Here is a 17,374-nt window from a genome sequence, read left to right on the forward strand (position 1 = left end):
GCGTTGAGGCAGCGCGGGGCCAGGCGGCCCCGCGCGGGCTGGGCTTACCAGCAGATGCCTTCGGTACGGCTTTGCGCACAGGTGGCCTTGCTCATGAAGCCGACCAGGTCGATCACTTGCTTGCCGGCCGGGGCCTGCTGGGCGAGCGCGCGGAACTTCTCGTCGCGGTTGCCCAGCACGATCAGCTCGGCGTTGTTGATCACCTGCTCGAAGTCAGCGTTGAGCAGCGACGACACGTGGGGGATCTTCGACTCGATGTAGTCCTTGTTGGCGCCGTGTACGCGGGCGTACTCGACGTTGCTGTCGTAGATGTTCAACTCGTAGCCCTTGCCGATCAGGCGCTCGGCCAGTTCCACCAGCGGGCTTTCACGCAGGTCGTCGGTGCCGGCCTTGAAGCTCAGGCCGAGCAGGGCGACCTTGCGCTTGTCGTGGCTTTCGATGATGTCGAAGGCGTTCTGCACCTGCGACTCGTTGCTGGTCATCAGCGAGTTGAGCAGCGGCGCTTTGACGTCCAGGGCGCCGGCGCGGTAGGTCAGGGCGCGCACGTCCTTGGGCAGGCACGAGCCGCCGAAGGCGAAGCCTGGGCGCATGTAGTACTGCGACAGGTTCAGGGTCTTGTCCTGGCAGACCACGTCCATCACTTCGCGGCCATCGACGCCGACGGCCTTGGCGATGTTGCCGATCTCGTTGGCGAAGGTGACCTTGGCTGCGTGCCAGACGTTGCAGGTGTACTTGATCATCTCGGCCACTTCGATGGCCTTGCGGATGATTGGCGCGTCGAGTTCTTCGTACAGCGCTTGGAGGACATCGCCGCTGGCCGTATCGAGCTCACCGATGACGGTCATGGGCGGTTGGTCGTAGTCCTTGATCGCGGTACTTTCACGCAGGAACTCGGGGTTGACCGCCACGCCGAAATCGACGCCGGCCTTTTTCCCGGAGCAGTCTTCGAGGATCGGGATCACCACGTTCTTCACGGTGCCCGGCAGCACGGTGCTGCGCACCACGATGGTGTGGCGGCTGGGTTTGTCACGCAGGACGAAGCCGATTTCGCGGCACACCGATTCGATGTACTCAAGGCCCAGGTCGCCGTTCTTCTTGCTCGGGGTACCGACGCAGATCATCGACAGGTCGCTGTCGCGAATGGCCTGGGCGAAGTCGGTGGTGCCACGCAGGCGGCCAGTGGCGATGCCTTGTTGCAGCAGGTCTTCAAGACCGGGTTCGACGATGGGGGATTTACCCTGGTTGATCAGGTCGATCTTGGTGCTGGAAACGTCGACGCCAATGACCTCATGGCCCCTGGCAGACAGGCAGCCTGCACAGACCGCACCCACATAACCCAAACCAAAGATGCTGATACGCATCGCATTCACCTCACGTGTTTATCATGCCGGCTCAAACAATAAGAGCCAGACCGGATTGATTAACCAGCAGTTTTCGGGCGCACAGCAGCGTGCTTCAAACATTCATGCTGCTGACGCAGGCATAAGTAAGTTGTTGAATGCAATTAACAGCGCATTCAAGTAGGCAGCCAATGGCCATTAATAAGGGACGGGCCCAAAATGCTAGCCGTCTTTATTGCAGTACACAGTGCCAGTACTGCAGTGCTTGTTCTTTCAATTGGATTAAATCCTTTGAAATCAACCACAAGGACGATTTTAAGGGCGCTTTCTCCTGGGTTTATCAGGTGTTCATGGCAGTGCCATGACAGCCGTCAAAGGTGTTCGGGTAACTTGCCGAACAGGTCCATTTGTTTTGTAGTTCATCTCTTACATGTCGCTCGAGAATCGTTACCGGTGGTATGAGCGGGATTCGCAGGGATAAGTTCCAGTCGCGGTTCTGCGCAAGTGAAAGATTTCTTAATATTTCTTCAGTATTCGGTACTTTCACTTTGATAGCACTGTCGTGCTGCACCCCTGTATATAAAGGGCGAACTTGAGGTGGGATGGTTTTATGCCAGCATCGGAAAAAATTTCAGAATATTTCGTCAAAAAAGTACGAACGGTCATTTGACGCGTTGACTGTAAAGAAGCATGTCTAATTATTGACGCCGTATTAATGGCGTTTCCCGGTCGGCAGTGCTTCCGTATTTGCTGAGAGGGGTGGGCTGGTTAGGGTGAGTCGACACATTTATTCGTCGTTATCGGACAGGAGGTCCACCATGACAACTACACCCGTGCCACAAGGTCATTCATTTATCGTTGAGCTGCGCGGCCTGGCCCAGAATGCTGATGAGGGGTATGTGGGTATTACCAGTGGGGTGTACCGGGATGGTGTCGCCCAGGACGGCTGGCTGGTGCTGCGCACCGATGGGGTTGGCTCGAAGACCTGCCGGTTCCACTTCGATTTCGTGCACGAGCGCGACGGGCATGCGCATTACGCGGTGTTCGGCAAGCTGGGCGGCAATACCCAGGTAGAGGAGCATGAGGGGCGGCTGGAGATCAGTCGCAATGGCTACCTTGGCTTGTATCAGAACTCGACGTCCTATCAGCGCTGGAGGCTGGCGTTTGCCGAGCCGCTGGGGGATGACTGGCATGCGGTCAAACTGACCTCCGTGGAAGGTGACACGGTCAGGGCCCTGCGTGAAGCACGCAGTGCCTTCGCCCCCAACGGCAAGGAAACACTGCTGAACACGCAGCAAGGGAGCGGGTTGCGCTTGGCTGCCAGGGTGACGCATCGCTACCCTTGATATTGCGGTAGCCGCTGCCGTCAGGCTGCGCTGGAGCCCGTCAGGGCTCCCGGAGGGGAGGCGAGGGCGACGCCTGCGTTGCAGGCGAGCGCAGCCTGTCGGCAGCGGCTACAGCTCCAATAAAAAAGGGCAGACCCCAAGGCCTGCCCTTTTTCAATCAGCGTACGTGCTTACACGTAGAACGCCTTCAGCGGCGGGAAGCCGTTGAATTCCACCGCGCTGTAGCTGGTGGTGTAGGCGCCGGTCGACAGCCAGTACAGGCGGTCACCGATGGCCAGGTTCAGCGGCAGGCCGTACTTGTAATGCTCGTACATGATGTCGGCGCTGTCACAGGTAGGGCCGGCGATGACCACTTCTTCCATCTCGCCTTTCTTCTCGGTCCAGATCGGGAACTTGATCGACTCGTCCATGGTTTCGATCAGGCCGGAGAACTTGCCCACGTCGGTGTACACCCAGCGCTCGACCGCGGTGCGCGATTTGCGCGCCACCAGCACCACTTCGCTGACCAGGATGCCGGCGTTGGCAATCAGCGAACGGCCCGGCTCCAGGATGATTTCCGGCAGGTCGTCGCCAAAATCTTCCTTGAGGAAGCGGATGATCTCTTCGGCGTAGGTTTCCAGGCTGTTGGTCCGGGTGATGTAGTTGGCCGGGAAGCCGCCACCCATGTTGATCAGCTTGAGCTCGATGCCGTCTTCTTCTTTAAGACGCTCGAAGATCACCTTCACCTTGGCGATGGCGGCGTCCCACACGCTGATGTCACGTTGCTGCGAACCGACGTGGAAGGAAATGCCATAAGGCACCAGGCCCAGGTCACGGGCCAGGATCAGCAGGTCCATGGCCATGTCGGTCTGGCAGCCGAATTTGCGCGACAGCGGCCAGTCAGCGGTGGTGGAGCCTTCGGTGAGGATGCGCACGTAGACTTTCGAACCCGGTGCGGCCTTGGCGATGTTGCGCAGGTCGGCTTCGGAGTCGGTGGCAAACAGGCGCACGCCCTTCTCGAAGAAATAGCGGATGTCCTTGGACTTCTTGATGGTGTTGCCGTAGCTGATGCGATCAGGGCTGACGCCACGGTCCATGACCTTGTCCAGCTCGTAGATCGAAGCGATGTCGAAGCTCGAGCCTTTTTCCTTGAGCAGGTCGATGATCTCGACCGCCGGGTTGGCCTTGACCGCGTAGTAGACCTTGGCGAATTCGAAACCGGCGCGCAGGTCGTCGTAGGCCTGGCTGATCATCTGGGTATCGATGACCACGAACGGGGTTTCTTGCTTGTCGGCGAACGCCTTCATTTTCTGAAAGGTATCGCGCGCGAAGTAGTCTTCGACTTGAATCGACATGCTTGGGGACTCCATGGGCAAACTGAAAAAATAAGTGGCTGCAACTGAACGTCCTCCGTATCCCCACTTTGGTTCGCCTACTTCCCAAGGCATGTCGCCGAAAGCAAAAAGGTCAACCGTGCCTGATACACAAAGCGGCGGGTGACCTTGCTGTCTCGTCGTCAGTACTTGAGCCGGATGGATCGTTTCCAGCATGGACGTTCGGCGCGAACTTTAGGACCTGAAGGGTTCAAGATCAACAAAAAATGTCGCGTTTTCGCACACGTCTGTCGCCCTGAATCGGCCAGCCACACTGCAGCCGACCCAGGTAAACAGTAGGCGTTCAATTTGATGACAAAAGCGTTAAAAATACCGATATACGCGGGGATCTTCCGCTCAACGGCAGGGGTGGCCCGTGTGGGGAATTATCGGCGACGTTGGCGACGAAACACCGCCAAAAGGCCTCGATTGCGTCCCACGAGATCCCTAGGCGGCGACGCTGTGCCGTTCATATTTTTTTCCGCCATGGCGCGCGGTTTTTTTTCGTTCGGCGGGCAATTTTTTTTCCTTAACATTCGTTTCGTCGGCAGGTGCGATCTCCGATTGCTCGCCTTAATAAGAAACATTACTATTCGAACCCTTCTTCATTGCCTACCGATGACCCCGCACCGTGTCACGACACAAAGGCTTCCTCGACCACTACAACGAGCTGATCGGCACCTGGACGCGCAAATTGCGCAGTCGTCAGCAGGCCGAGGATCTGGCACATGACGCATTTGTGCGGGTGCTGGAAAACGATCAAGGCGCGATCACCCAGCCGCGTGCCTACCTGCACCAGACCGCGCGCAACATTGCGGTCGACGGTTATCGCCGCGAAGACCGGCGCCAGGCCATGGAGCAGGATGTCGCCGACTTCGCCCCCGCCGCCAGCGAGGACCCGGAGGTGTACATGCACGCCCTGCAACTGGCCGACAGCGTCGAGAAGGCCCTGGCGCAGTTGCCGCTCAACTGCCGCCAGGTGTTTGTCTGGCAGAAACTCGAAGGGCTGACCCAGGCGGAAATTGCCGAACGGCTGGGTTTGACCAAGAACATGGTCGAAAAGTATATGATCCGCACGCTCCGGCATCTGCGTGAGCACCTGGATGTGTCAACGAGATGAGTCAGGCGAATGTTTTCATGAATCAGGCAATTTGCCCCTGCGGCAATGACGCAGTCCGCGACCAGGCAGCCGAATGGTTTGCCCGTGGCCGCGATGCGCCGCTGGCCGGTGAGGCGCTGGCGCAGTTCGATGCCTGGCGCGCAGAGCATCCGCAGCACCAACACGAATATGACCTGCTGCGTTGCCTGTGGGGTGCGGCGGACCTGTTGCAACCCGAACGCCTTGAGGCGTTGTGCGCGCCCGACCCGGTGCGCGTATTGCCTGGGCGGCGGCGTTTGCTCCATCAGGCACTGGCCGCCGGGGTGGTCGCGGCGGCGGTTGGCCTGGGCTGGTTCGGTTGGCAGCAGCATCAGCTCAATTATCAGGACCAGCTGCAAACCGGCCTCGGCGAGCGCCGGCAATTGAGCCTGCCTGATGGTTCGCAGCTTGAGATCAACGGGCGCACCCGTTTGCAGGTGCGCTTCAGCGCCGGGCAGCGGGATATCCTGTTGGAGCAGGGCGAAGTGATGTTCAGCGTGGCCCATGACACGGGCCGGCCGTTCGTGGTCAATACCGGCAATGGCAGCGTAACGGTGACCGGCACACGCTTCGACGTGCGCCGCGATGCCGAACAGACCCGCGTGGCGGTCGAGCAAGGTTCGGTGCGGGTTCAGGGCCAGGGTGATTCACTCGCGCTGCTCAGTCCGGGGCTGGGCGCGCATATCGATGCCCAGGGCCGGGTGACCCAGCCCTATGCCGTGGACCCCGCCGCAGTGACGGCGTGGCGCCAGGGCAAGCTGGTGTTCAACGACGTGGCGCTGAGCGACGTGGTGCAGGAAGTCTCGCGCTATCGCGAACATCCGCTGCGCGTCGCCCCGGGCAAGATCGCGGCGCTGCGCCTGAGCAGCAGCTTCAGCAGCGATGACACCGACGCCTTGCTGCGCGCCCTGCCGAGCATCCTGCCGGTGGCCATCCAGCAGCACGCCGACGGCTCCAGCGAAATTATTTCAAAATAAAATTCAGGTTTTTTTCGAGTTGTTCGTCTTCCTCGCCAACTGCAACTGCCAAGCATTTCCATTTGCATGCAGCTGACGCTTTCCGGACATTCAGGACATCTCGACGACGTGAACAACAACAAGTGCTCCCCGCGTTCTTCCAGCCGTTCCCGCTGGCTGCCATTGGCGCTGGCCCTGGCGGTCAGCAGTGGCATCGCCAATAGCTATGCCGACCAGGCCCCAGCGGCCATCCACATCCAGGCGCAATCGCTGGCCTCGGCGCTGAGCCAACTGGGCCAGCAGACGTCGCTGCAGTTGTTCTTCAGCCCTGAGCTGGTGGCGGGCAAGCAGGCGCCTGCGGTGTCTGGCAACCTGGCGCCGGAGCAGGCGCTGCAAGCCCTGCTGCAAGGCAGCGGGCTGACCTATGAAATCTCCCAGGGCACCGTGGTGCTGCACGCGGCGCAAGCGCCAGGCGCGCAGGCCAGCGGTACCCTGGAGCTGGCGCCGACCGACATCAGCATGGTTGGCGACTGGCTTGGCGATGCGCAAGAGCGCGTGGTGCAGAACCATGCCGGCGCGCGCACCGTGGTGCGTCGCGAGGCCATGGTCGAGCAGGGCGCGATGAACGTGCGTGATGTGCTCAAGGGCATCCCAGGGGTGCAGGTGCAGGACTCCAACGGCACCGGTGGCAGTGACCTGTCGCTGAACGTCGGGGTACGCGGGCTTACTTCGCGCCTGTCGCCACGCTCCACCGTGCTGATCGACGGCATTCCGGCCGCGTTTGCCCCGTACGGCCAGCCGCAACTGTCGATGGCACCGATCTCCTCCGGCAACCTCGACAGCATCGACGTGGTGCGTGGCGCAGGTTCGGTACGCTACGGGCCACAGAACGTCGGCGGGGTGATCAACTTCGTCACCCGGGCGATCCCCGAGAAGGCCACCGGCGAGTTGTCGACCACCATGCAGACTTCGCGCCACGGTGGCTGGAAGCATATCGAGTCGGCCTTTCTCGGTGGCACCGCCGACAACGGCCTGGGCGCGGCGCTGATCTACTCCGGGGTCAACGGCAACGGCTATCGCAGCAGCAACAACGGCAACGATATCGACGACGTACTGCTCAAGACCCACTGGGCCCTGACCGAGCAGGACGAGCTGTCGCTGAACTTCCATTACTACGATGGCAAGGCGGACATGCCGGGCGGCCTGACCCAGGCGCAGTTCGACAAGGACCCGTACCAGTCCGATCGCGACTACGACAGCTTTTCCGGGCGTCGCAAGGACGTGTCGCTCAAGTACCTGCGCCAGATCGACGACGTCACCCAGTTCGAAGTGCTGACCTACTACACCGACAGTTTCCGTGGCAGCAGCATTGCCGCGCGGGATCAAAAGACCCTGTCGTTCTACCCGCGCAACTACCACACCTTTGCCATCGAGCCACGGGTGTCGCGGCTGTTCTTTGCCGGCCCGGTGACCCAGGAAGTCAGCGTCGGCTATCGCTACCTGAAGGAAGCGATGCACGAGCAGACCTCGCGCCTGGCGCTGGTCAACAACGTGCCGACTGTGACCCCGACGTCTGACGGCCACGTGTATCAGGACCGTACCGGTGGCACCGAAGCCAGCGCCTACTACATCGATGACAAGATCGATGTCGGCAACTGGACCATCACCCCGGGCATCCGTTTCGAGCACATCAATACCGACTGGCGTGATCGCCCGGTGCCGGGCGTCAACTATGTGCCGGTGCCGGAGAAGAACCGCAGCATCTCCAGCAACGAACCGCTGCCGGCACTGAGCGTGATGTATCACCTGTCCGATGCCTGGAAGCTGTTCGCCAACTACGAGACTTCGTTTGGCAGCCTGCAGTACTTCCAGCTGGGGCAGGGCGGCAATGGCGACTCGACGGCCAATGGCCTGGAGCCAGAGAAAGCCAAGACCTACGAGATTGGTACGCGCTATAGCGATGGCACTTGGGGTGGTGAGCTGACGGCGTTCTACATCGACTTCGATGACGAGTTGCAATACATCAGCAACGATGTCGGCTGGACCAACCTGGGCGCGACCAAGCACCAGGGCATCGAGGCTTCGGCGCACTACGACCTGGGGGCGTTTAACCCGTTGTTGCAGGGCTTGAGTGCGAATGCGGGCTTCACTTATACCCGTGCCACCTATGAAGGTGAGATCCCGGGCTTCAAGGGGCGTGACCTGCCGTTCTATTCGCGCCAGGTGGTCAATGCCGGGCTGCGTTACGAGGTGGACCGCTGGACCTGGAACCTGGATGCCTTTGCCCAATCCAAGCAGCGTGCGCCGGGTACCGGGATGAACGCCGATGGCAGCTTCACCGGCAACTACATCACCACGCCGAGCGCTGATGGGCAGTATGGCGATATTCCGGGCTACGTGACCTGGAGTGCACGCGGTGGCTATGACTTCGGCAAGGAGCTGTCGAACCTGAAGGTCGGCGTCGGGGTAAAGAACATCTTCGACAAGCAGTACTACACCCGTTCCAGCGACAACAACTCGGGGATTTACCTGGGTGAGCCGCGCACGGTGTATGTGCAGGCCAGTGTAGGGTTCTGAGGTGAGCACTCTTGTAGCCGCTGCCGACAGGCTGCGCTGGAGCCCGCGAGGGCTCCCAAAGGCGGCGCCTGCGATGCAGGCGAGCGCAGCCTCACGGCAGCGGCTACGTTGCCAGCGATCTGAAGCAGTGCATGCCTCGCCTTGTGGGAGCGGGCTTGTCCCGCGATGCTTTTAGATGTGCTTCTCCGACACCGGAATCACCCGCGTCTGTTTCACCGACTTGAACGAGAAACTCGAGTAGATCTCCTTCACCCCCGGCAAGCGCTGCAACACCTCGCGGGCAAATTCACCAAACGACTCAAGGTCGCGCGCGAGCACCTCCAGCAAGAAATCATAGCGCCCCGAGATGTTGTGGCAGGCGACGATCTCCGGGATCTCCATCAGCCGCTGCTCGAACGCCAGGGCCATGTCCTTGGTGTGCGAGTCCATCATGATGCTGACGAACGCCGTGACCCCAAAGCCCAGCGCCTTGGGTGAAAGGATCGCCTGATAGCCGGTGATATAGCCCGACTCCTCCAGCAACTTGACCCGCCGCCAACACGGTGAGGTGGTCAGCGCGACGCTGTCTGCCAGCTCGGAAACGGTCAGCCGGGCATTGTCCTGCAAGGCCGCGAGCAGGGCGCGGTCGGTACGGTCGATGGCGCTAGGCATGTCTTGCCCTCTATAGCCTGGTTTTGTTGTTTTTATGTCAATAACCACAGGGTGCAGTAGGCATATTTGGAAAAATATCGGCCCTGTAAAGGCATAAGCTTATAACAAACCACAAGAGGCTGTTGTCATGAGCGGCTCTACCCAGCAAACAGGATTTGCAACCCGTGCCATCCACCATGGCTACGATCCCCTGGACCACGGCGGCGCCCTGGTGCCACCGGTTTACCAGACGGCCACCTTCGCGTTTCCCACGGTCGAATATGGCGCCGCGTGTTTCGCCGGCGAGCAGGCCGGGCACTTCTACAGCCGGATCTCCAACCCCACCCTGAACCTGCTCGAAGCGCGCATCGCTTCGCTGGAAAACGGCGAAGCCGCGTTGGCATTGGCCTCGGGGATGGGGGCGATCACGTCCACGTTCTGGACGCTGCTACGCCCCGGCGATGAAGTGCTGCTGGGCAAGACCCTGTATGGCTGCACCTTCGCCTTCCTGCACCATGGCATCGGCGAGTTCGGGGTGAAGCTCAAGCATGTCGACATGGCCGACTTGAAGGCCGTCGAAGCAGCGATCACGCCGGCCACGCGGATGATCTACTTCGAGTCACCAGCCAACCCCAACATGCACCTGGCCGACATTGCCGGCGTGGCGAAAATTGCCCATCAGCACGACGCCCTGCTGGTGGTCGACAACACCTATTGCACGCCCTACCTGCAACGTCCGCTGGAGCTGGGCGCGGACCTGGTGGTGCATTCGGCGACCAAGTACCTCAGCGGCCATGGCGATATCACCGCCGGGCTGGTGGTGGGCGCGAAGGCGCTGGTTGACCGTATCCGCCTGGAAGGCCTCAAGGACATGACCGGGGCGGTGATGTCGCCGCATGACGCCAATCTGCTGATGCGCGGCATGAAGACCCTCAACCTGCGCATGGACCGCCATTGCAGCAACGCCCAGCAGTTGGCCGAATTCCTCGACAAACAGGCGGAAGTCGAACTGCTGCACTTCCCCGGCTTGCCGCACTTCCCGCAGTACCAGCTGGCACAACGGCAGATGAGCCAGCCGGGCGGGATGATCGCCTTCGAGCTCAAGGGTGGCATCGTCGCCGGGCGCCGCTTCATGAATGCCCTGCAACTGTTCAGCCGCGCCGTCAGTCTGGGCGATGCCGAATCCCTGGCCCAACATCCGGCGAGCATGACCCATTCCAGCTATACCCCAGAAGAGCGTGCCCATTACGGCATCTCCGAGGGGCTGGTGCGGTTGTCGGTGGGCCTGGAAGACATCGCCGACCTGATCGCCGATGTGCAGCAGGCGCTCAAGGCGAGCGTCTGAAACCGACAGGGATGGGAGTTGGGCGATGGTGGCAATGATGAATCGGGTGCCCGAAGACGGCGTGCCCGGCGACAGCGACCCTGGCGAAACCGCCGAGTGGCTGGACGCGCTGGACTCGACCTTGCAGCACTGCGGCGCGGAACGTGCGCGGTTTTTGCTGGAGCAACTGGAAGCGCATGCCCGGGAGCTGGGCATCGAGCGTGGAACGCCGGCCTACTCGGCCTACCGCAACACGCTGTCGGTGGAGCAACAGGGCGCCTATCCAGGAGACCTGGAGCTTGAAGAGCGCATTACCAGCCTGTTGCGCTGGAACGCCCTGGCGATGGTGGTGCGGGCGAATCATGCTTATGGCGACCTGGGCGGTCATATCGCCAGTTATGCCTCGGCGGCGGAAATCTTCGAAGTCGGTTTTCAGCATTTCTTCCGCGGTGACAGCGGCGGCGCGCGGCGCGATGCCGACCTGGTGTTCTTCCAGCCGCATTCGGCGCCGGGCATTTATGCCCGCGCCTTTCTTGAAGGGCGCCTGAGCGAGGCGCAACTGGCCAGCTATCGACAGGAGGTCGATGGCGGCGGCTTGTGCTCTTATCCACACCCCTGGCTGATGCCCGAGTTCTGGCAGTTCCCCACCGGATCGATGGGGATCGGCCCGTTGAACGCGGTTTATCAGGCGCGCTTCATGCGTTACCTGCAACACCGTGGGCTTGCTGAAACGGCGCAGCGGCATGTCTGGGGCGTGTTTGGCGACGGTGAAATGGATGAGCCGGAATCCATCGCCGGCCTGACCCTGGCGGCCCGCGAGCAATTGGACAACCTGACCTTCATCGTCAACTGCAACCTGCAACGCCTGGATGGCCCGGTGCGCGGCAACGGGCAGATCATTCAGGAGCTGGAAGCGCTGTTCAGCGGCGCCGGCTGGAACGTGATCAAGGTGCTGTGGGGTTCCGAGTGGGATGCGTTGTTTGCCCGCGATACCGAGCATGTCCTGCTGCGTCAGCTGGCGGCGACGCCGGACGGGCAGTTCCAGACCTTGGGTGCCAACGATGGCGCCTACAACCTTGAACACTTCTTCAATCAGCAGCCGGCCTTGCAGAAGCTGGTCGAGCACATGAGTTCGGCCGAGATCAATGCGCTCAAGCGCGGTGGCCACGATTTTCGCAAGCTGTATGCCGCGTTTGCCGCTGCCCGCGCGTGCAAGGGGCGCCCGACAGTGATCCTGGCCAAGACCAAGAAAGGTTTTGGCATGAGCGCCGCCGGCGAGTCGCGCATGACTGCCCACCAGGCCAAGAAGCTCGACGTGCAGGCTTTGCTGGCGTTCCGTGATCGCTTCCACCTGCCGTTGAGCGATGCCCAGGTCGAGGCACTGGAATTCTATCGCCCGGCCGAGGACAGCCGCGAGATGCGCTACCTGCGCGAGCGTCGGGCAGCACTGGGCGGCACGCTGCCGATTCGTCGAGCGCAGGCGCCAACCATTCCCGTGCCTTCGCTGCAGACCATGGGCGGCTTTGCGGTGCAGGCCGAGGGCAAGGAGATGTCCACGACCATGGCGGCGGTACGCATGTTGGCTGCCTGGCTGAAGGCGCCGCAATTGGGCGCGCGGGTGGTGCCGATCGTGGCCGATGAGGCGCGTACCTTCGGCATGGCCAGTTTGTTCCGGCAGATCGGCATCTACTCGCCGCACGGCCAGCGTTACGAGCCGGAAGATGCCAGTTCGCTGCTCTCCTACAAGGAGGCGCGTGACGGCCAGTTGCTGGAGGAGGGCATCACCGAGGCCGGGGCGATTTCGTCCTGGGTGGCGGCGGCTACTTCCTATGCGGTACATGGCGAGCCGATGTTGCCGGTGTACATCTATTACTCGATGTTTGGTTTCCAGCGGGTCGGTGACCTGATCTGGGCAGCGGCGGACCAGCGTGCCCGAGGTCTGTTGCTCGGTGCCACGGCGGGCCGCACGACGCTGGGTGGGGAAGGGCTGCAGCATCAGGACGGTTCGAGCCTGGTGATGGCCTCGATGGTGCCCAACTGCCGGGCGTGGGAGCCGTGCTTTGCCGGTGAGCTGGCGGTGATCCTTGAGCATGCCTCGCGGCGCATGCTGGTCGAGCAAGTGGATGAGTTCCACTATGTGGCGGTGATGAACGAAAGTTATCCACACCCCTCGTTGCCGCAAGCGCTGCACGCGGATGTGTTGCGTGGCATGTATCGCCTTGGCGAGCCGCGTGTCGGGCAGGTGCGTTTGCTCGGTTCCGGGGCGATCCTGCGTGAGGTGATGGCGGCGGCCGAGCTGTTGGCGCAGGACTGGGGCATTGACAGCGAAGTGTTCAGCGTGACCAGTTTCAGCGAGCTGGCGCGCGAAGCGCGGGATGTGCAGCGGGCCTCGCGTTTGGGGGCTGATCAGCTGAGCCATGTGCAGCGCTGCCTGGCCGGGCGTGCGCCGGTGATTGCGGCGACGGACTATGTCCGGGCCTGGCCGCAATTGATTGCCGAGTATGTACCGGCGCCGTATGTGACGCTGGGGACGGATGGCTTCGGGCGCAGCGACACGCGGCAACAGTTGCGGCGCTTCTTTGAAGTGGACCGGTTCAGCGTGGTGCTGGCGAGTGTGCACAGCCTGGTGATGAACGGGGAGTTGGACAAGGCTGTACTGGCTGAGGCGCTGGAGCGCTATCCGGCAGCGGCGGGGCAGGCGCCTTGGTATAGCTGAGAGCAGCGACTCCACTGTGGGAGCCGGCCTTGCCGGCGATGAGGCCGGCACTGTCAGCGGCTGGTTCCCAGCCGATCGCTGGCAAGGCCAGCTCCCACAGGCATTTGTGCAAGCCGGTGGTTTCCAGAGAATGTGCAGTCCAAAAAAAAGGCCCCTGATCGGGGCCTTTTTCATTGGCTCAACGCTTGAGCCCGTACTGTTCATCCAGCATGCCCGGCGCGTTCGGGGCTTTCGGCGCGTAGTCACGCGGTACTTCCGTGTCGCGCGGCGGGGTCAGGCGATCACGCGGTGCCTGCACGGCTTCCGAATGCAGCGCCGCCAGCAGACGCTGACGCGTCACCTCGTCCAGGGCCAGGCGGTTGGCACCTTCGGCCAGGTGATCCTGCACTTCCTGGTAGCTTTGCGTGAGTTTCTTGACCAGCGCGGCAGTGCTGTTGAAGTGGGTCACCACTTCACTCTGGTAACTGTCGAAGCGTTCCTGGATATCGTCCAGTTGCCGCTGGGTGCTGCTAGGTGCAGCGTTGGGCAAGAGGCGGGCGACCAGGAAACCAACGACAACGCCCACTGCCAGGGCCAGGGTTGGCAACAACCAAACTAAGAGCGAGAGTTCCACGAGTCCTTCCTCTATAAACGGCTTTGCTTTACGTTAACGGCTCGGACCTGCCCTGTATACCGCGAACCATCGCAAATATCTCAGAACAGAATCATTCAGCTAGACGAGTCGACCCCTTCCGAGGTCACGGAGTTCATTCCTTGCTTATCCGCGAAACCCCCGTATTCATCGATGGCCCGGTCGGCCAACTGGAAGCCCTCTACCTCGATGTCGCCGATGCCCGAGGCATGGTCCTGCTGTGCCACCCGAACCCGGTTCAGGGCGGCACCATGACCAACAAGGTGGTGTCGATGCTGCAACGCACCGCCCGCGACGCCGGCTACGTCACCTTGCGTTTCAACTACCGTGGCGTTGGCGCCAGTGCCGGCAACCATGACATGGGCAGCGGTGAAGTCGATGATGCCGAAGCCGCCGTGCGCTGGCTGCTGGCCCAGCACCCAGGCCTGCCGTTGACCCTGATGGGCTTCTCCTTCGGCGGGTTCGTCGCCACCAGCCTGGGCGGTCGCCTGGAAGCCGATGGCGTGGCGATCAAGCACCTGTTCATGGTCGCCCCGGCGGTAATGCGCCTGGGTGAGCACGACAGCGTGCCGCAACACTGCGCCTTGAGCCTGATCCAGCCGGACACCGACGAAGTTATCGATCCGAACATCGTTTACCAATGGTCTGACGCACTTGCGCGCCCCCATGAGCTGCTGAAAGTGGCAGAATGCGGACACTTTTTCCACGGCAAGCTCACCGATCTCAAGGATCTGGTGCTGCCGCGCCTTTCGAACTGATACAAGCCTGATAAGCGATTACCCATGACCACTCGTATCCTTACCGGTATCACCACCACGGGCACGCCCCACCTGGGCAACTACGCCGGTGCCATCCGCCCGGCGATCCTTGCCAGCCTGCAGCCCGGTGTCGACTCGTTCTATTTCCTGGCCGACTACCACGCGCTGATCAAGTGTGACGACCCGCAGCGCATCCAGCGTTCGCGCCTGGAAATCGCCGCGACCTGGCTGGCCGGTGGTCTGGACCCGGAGCGAGTGACCTTCTATCGCCAATCCGACATCCCGGAAATCCCCGAGCTGACCTGGTTGCTGACCTGCGTCGCGGCCAAGGGCCTGCTCAACCGTGCCCACGCCTACAAGGCCTCGGTGGACAAGAACGTCGAGACCGGCGAAGACCCGGATGCCGGCATCAGCATGGGCCTGTTCAGCTACCCGGTGCTGATGGCGGCGGACATCCTGATGTTCAACGCCAACCAGGTGCCGGTCGGCCGTGACCAGATCCAGCACGTGGAGATGGCCCGTGACATCGGCCAGCGCTTCAACCACCTGTTCGGCCAGGGCAAGGAGTTCTTTGCCATGCCCGAAGCGCTGATCGAGGAAAGCGTGGCCACCTTGCCGGGCCTGGACGGTCGCAAGATGTCCAAGAGCTACGACAACACCATCCCGTTGTTCACCAGCGCCAAGGACATGAAGGACGCGATCTCGCGCATCGTCACCGACTCGCGCGCCCCAGGCGAAGCGAAAGACCCGGACGACTCGCACCTGTTCACCCTGTTCCAGGCCTTCGCCACGCCAGGCCAGGCGGATGAGTTCCGCACCGAACTGTTGCAGGGCCTGGGTTGGGGCGACGCCAAGCAGCGCCTGTTCCAGCTGCTCGATGGCCAGTTGGCCGAGAAGCGCGAGCACTATCACCAGTTGATCGCTCGCCCGGCAGACCTGGAAGACATCCTCCTGGCTGGCGCGCAGAAAGCCCGCAAGATCGCCACGCCGTTCCTTGAGCAGCTGCGCGAAGCGGTGGGCCTGCGCTCGTTCCGCAGCAGCGTGCAAGCCGGTACCGAGGTCAAGAAGAAGGCCGTCAAGACCGCGCGCTTTGTCAGCTTCCGCGAAGAAGACGGCAGCTTCCGCTTCCGCCTGCTGGCCGCCGATGGCGAGCAACTGCTGCTCTCGCGCAGCTTTGCCGACGGCAAGACCGCAGGCGCGGTGACCAAGCAACTGCAAGCCGGCGAGCCGCTGGATGTGCGCAGCGAAGGCCTGGGCTTTGCCCTGTGGCTGGGCGATGAGTGCATCGCCGATGGCCCGCAGTTTGACGATGCCGGCGCGCGCGACAACGCGATCGAAAGCCTGCGTGTTGCCTTGCAGCCACAACAGGACTGACGGCTTATCGGAAGTCTGATTGCCATTACCCGGGGCCGTCGCTACAGTGACGGCCCGCTTTTGTTGCCTTGCTAACGAATTATGACGCCCCTAGAACGATATCAAGCAGATCTTAAACGTCCCGATTTCTTCCATGACGCGGCGCAGGAAACAGCGGTGCGCCACTTGCAGCGCCTGTACGACGATCTGGTCGCGGCGCAGAACAGCAAGCCGGGCATGTTCGGCAAACTGTTCGGCAAGAAGGAGCAGACCCCGGTCAAGGGCCTGTATTTCTGGGGTGGGGTAGGGCGCGGCAAAACCTATCTGGTTGACACGTTCTTTGAAGCGCTGCCGTTCAAGCAGAAGACGCGTACGCACTTCCACCGCTTCATGAAGCGTGTGCATGAGGAAATGAAAACCCTCAAGGGCGAGAAGAACCCGCTGACCGTCATCGCCAAGCGTTTCTCCGACGAGGCGCGGGTCATCTGCTTCGACGAATTCTTCGTGTCCGATATCACTGACGCGATGATCCTCGGCACCCTGATGGAGGAGCTGTTCAAGAACGGCGTGACCCTGGTGGCCACCTCCAACATCGTCCCGGACGGCTTGTACAAGGATGGCCTGCAACGTGCGCGCTTCCTGTCGGCGATTGCGCTGATCAAGCAGAACACCGACATCGTCAACGTCGACAGCGGCGTCGACTACCGTCTGCGTCACCTCGAGCAGGCCGAGCTGTTCCATTTCCCGTTGGACGAGGCCGCGCATGAAAGCCTGCGCCAGAGCTTCCGCGCGCTGACGCCGGAGTGCACGCAAGCGGTCGAGAACGACGTGCTGATGATCGAGAACCGCGAGATCCGTGCGCTGCGCACCTGTGATGACGTGGCCTGGTTCCAGTTCCGCGAGCTGTGCGATGGCCCGCGTAGCCAGAACGACTACATCGAGCTGGGCAAGATCTTCCACGCGGTGCTGCTCAGTGATGTCGAGCAGATGAGCGTGGCGACCGACGACATTGCGCGACGCTTCATCAACATGGTCGACGAGTTCTACGACCGCAACGTGAAGCTGATCATCTCGGCTGAGGTTGAGCTGAAGGATCTGTACACCGGGGGTCGCCTGACCTTCGAGTTCCAGCGTACCTTGAGCCGCTTGCTGGAAATGCAGTCCCACGAATTCCTTTCGCGGGCGCACAAGCCTTAATACGGCGGTGCATTGATCGCCGGCAAGGCCGGCTCCCACAGGGTAAGCAGATATCC

13 protein-coding genes are annotated in these 17,374 nt (G+C 61.6%); 9 read left to right on the plus strand and 4 right to left on the minus strand.

The window, feature by feature from the left end; all coding sequences use genetic code 11:
* Positions 1–44: 44 nt before the first annotated feature.
* Complete coding sequence (locus M5G11_RS04770; protein ID WP_273909426.1) at positions 45–1,361, minus strand: nucleotide sugar dehydrogenase; 1,317 nt, start codon at positions 1,359–1,361, stop codon at positions 45–47.
* Positions 1,362–2,158: 797 nt separating this feature from the next.
* Between M5G11_RS04770 and M5G11_RS04775 the strand changes: the two genes are divergently transcribed.
* Positions 2,159–2,686, plus strand: coding sequence for a hypothetical protein (locus tag M5G11_RS04775; protein WP_273909427.1), 528 nt, complete (start codon positions 2,159–2,161; stop codon positions 2,684–2,686).
* 170 nt (positions 2,687–2,856) lie between these two features.
* Here the strand turns inward: M5G11_RS04775 and M5G11_RS04780 are convergent, their stop codons facing one another.
* The gene (locus M5G11_RS04780) at positions 2,857–4,020 is read right to left on the minus strand and encodes a type III PLP-dependent enzyme (RefSeq protein WP_273909428.1); all 1,164 of its coding nucleotides are present in this window, start codon (positions 4,018–4,020) and stop codon (positions 2,857–2,859) included.
* 649 nt (positions 4,021–4,669) lie between these two features.
* On the opposite strand from M5G11_RS04780, the gene M5G11_RS04785 reads away from it, so the two are divergent.
* From M5G11_RS04785 to M5G11_RS04795, 3 genes are all read left to right on the plus strand, one after another.
* Entirely contained in the window at positions 4,670–5,158 is a 489-nt protein-coding gene (locus tag M5G11_RS04785; RefSeq protein ID WP_273909429.1) for a sigma-70 family RNA polymerase sigma factor, read from the plus strand.
* Positions 5,159–5,175: 17 nt separating this feature from the next.
* On the plus strand, positions 5,176–6,153 hold the full coding sequence (locus tag M5G11_RS04790) for a FecR family protein (RefSeq protein WP_273909430.1): 978 nt from the start codon (positions 5,176–5,178) through the stop codon (positions 6,151–6,153).
* A gap of 108 nt (positions 6,154–6,261) precedes the next feature.
* On the plus strand, positions 6,262–8,709 hold the full coding sequence (locus M5G11_RS04795; protein ID WP_420793785.1) for a TonB-dependent siderophore receptor: 2,448 nt from the start codon (positions 6,262–6,264) through the stop codon (positions 8,707–8,709).
* A gap of 171 nt (positions 8,710–8,880) precedes the next feature.
* On the opposite strand, the gene M5G11_RS04800 is transcribed toward M5G11_RS04795, so the two are convergent.
* Entirely contained in the window at positions 8,881–9,360 is a 480-nt protein-coding gene (locus M5G11_RS04800) for an Lrp/AsnC family transcriptional regulator (protein WP_273909432.1), read from the minus strand.
* Positions 9,361–9,487: 127 nt separating this feature from the next.
* On the opposite strand from M5G11_RS04800, the gene M5G11_RS04805 reads away from it, so the two are divergent.
* Both M5G11_RS04805 and mdeB read left to right on the plus strand, forming a co-directional pair.
* Complete coding sequence (locus M5G11_RS04805; protein ID WP_273909433.1) at positions 9,488–10,684, plus strand: methionine gamma-lyase; 1,197 nt, start codon at positions 9,488–9,490, stop codon at positions 10,682–10,684.
* Positions 10,685–10,709: 25 nt separating this feature from the next.
* Positions 10,710–13,379: an alpha-ketoglutarate dehydrogenase gene (gene mdeB, locus M5G11_RS04810; protein WP_273909434.1), complete on the plus strand. Its 2,670-nt coding sequence runs from the start codon at positions 10,710–10,712 to the stop codon at positions 13,377–13,379.
* A 178-nt stretch (positions 13,380–13,557) separates the two neighbouring features.
* Here the strand turns inward: mdeB and M5G11_RS04815 are convergent, their stop codons facing one another.
* The gene (locus M5G11_RS04815; protein ID WP_273909435.1) at positions 13,558–13,992 is read right to left on the minus strand and encodes a Z-ring associated ZapG family protein; all 435 of its coding nucleotides are present in this window, start codon (positions 13,990–13,992) and stop codon (positions 13,558–13,560) included.
* 140 nt (positions 13,993–14,132) lie between these two features.
* Here M5G11_RS04815 and M5G11_RS04820 point away from each other — a divergent pair, with 140 nt between their 5' ends.
* From M5G11_RS04820 to zapE, 3 genes are all read left to right on the plus strand, one after another.
* On the plus strand, positions 14,133–14,768 hold the full coding sequence (locus M5G11_RS04820) for an alpha/beta hydrolase (protein WP_273909436.1): 636 nt from the start codon (positions 14,133–14,135) through the stop codon (positions 14,766–14,768).
* Positions 14,769–14,792: 24 nt separating this feature from the next.
* Positions 14,793–16,142 (plus strand): tryptophan--tRNA ligase, encoded by a 1,350-nt coding sequence (locus tag M5G11_RS04825; RefSeq protein ID WP_273909437.1) that lies wholly within the window; start codon positions 14,793–14,795, stop codon positions 16,140–16,142.
* Between the two features lie 81 nt (positions 16,143–16,223).
* A complete protein-coding gene (zapE, locus tag M5G11_RS04830; RefSeq protein WP_273909438.1) occupies positions 16,224–17,318 on the plus strand; it encodes a cell division protein ZapE in 1,095 nt (364 codons plus the stop codon).
* The last annotated feature ends 56 nt before the right edge of the window (positions 17,319–17,374 follow it).

Origin of the sequence: Pseudomonas fontis (genome assembly GCF_028656955.1) — a bacterium.
GTDB classification, from domain to species: domain Bacteria; phylum Pseudomonadota; class Gammaproteobacteria; order Pseudomonadales; family Pseudomonadaceae; genus Aquipseudomonas; species Aquipseudomonas fontis.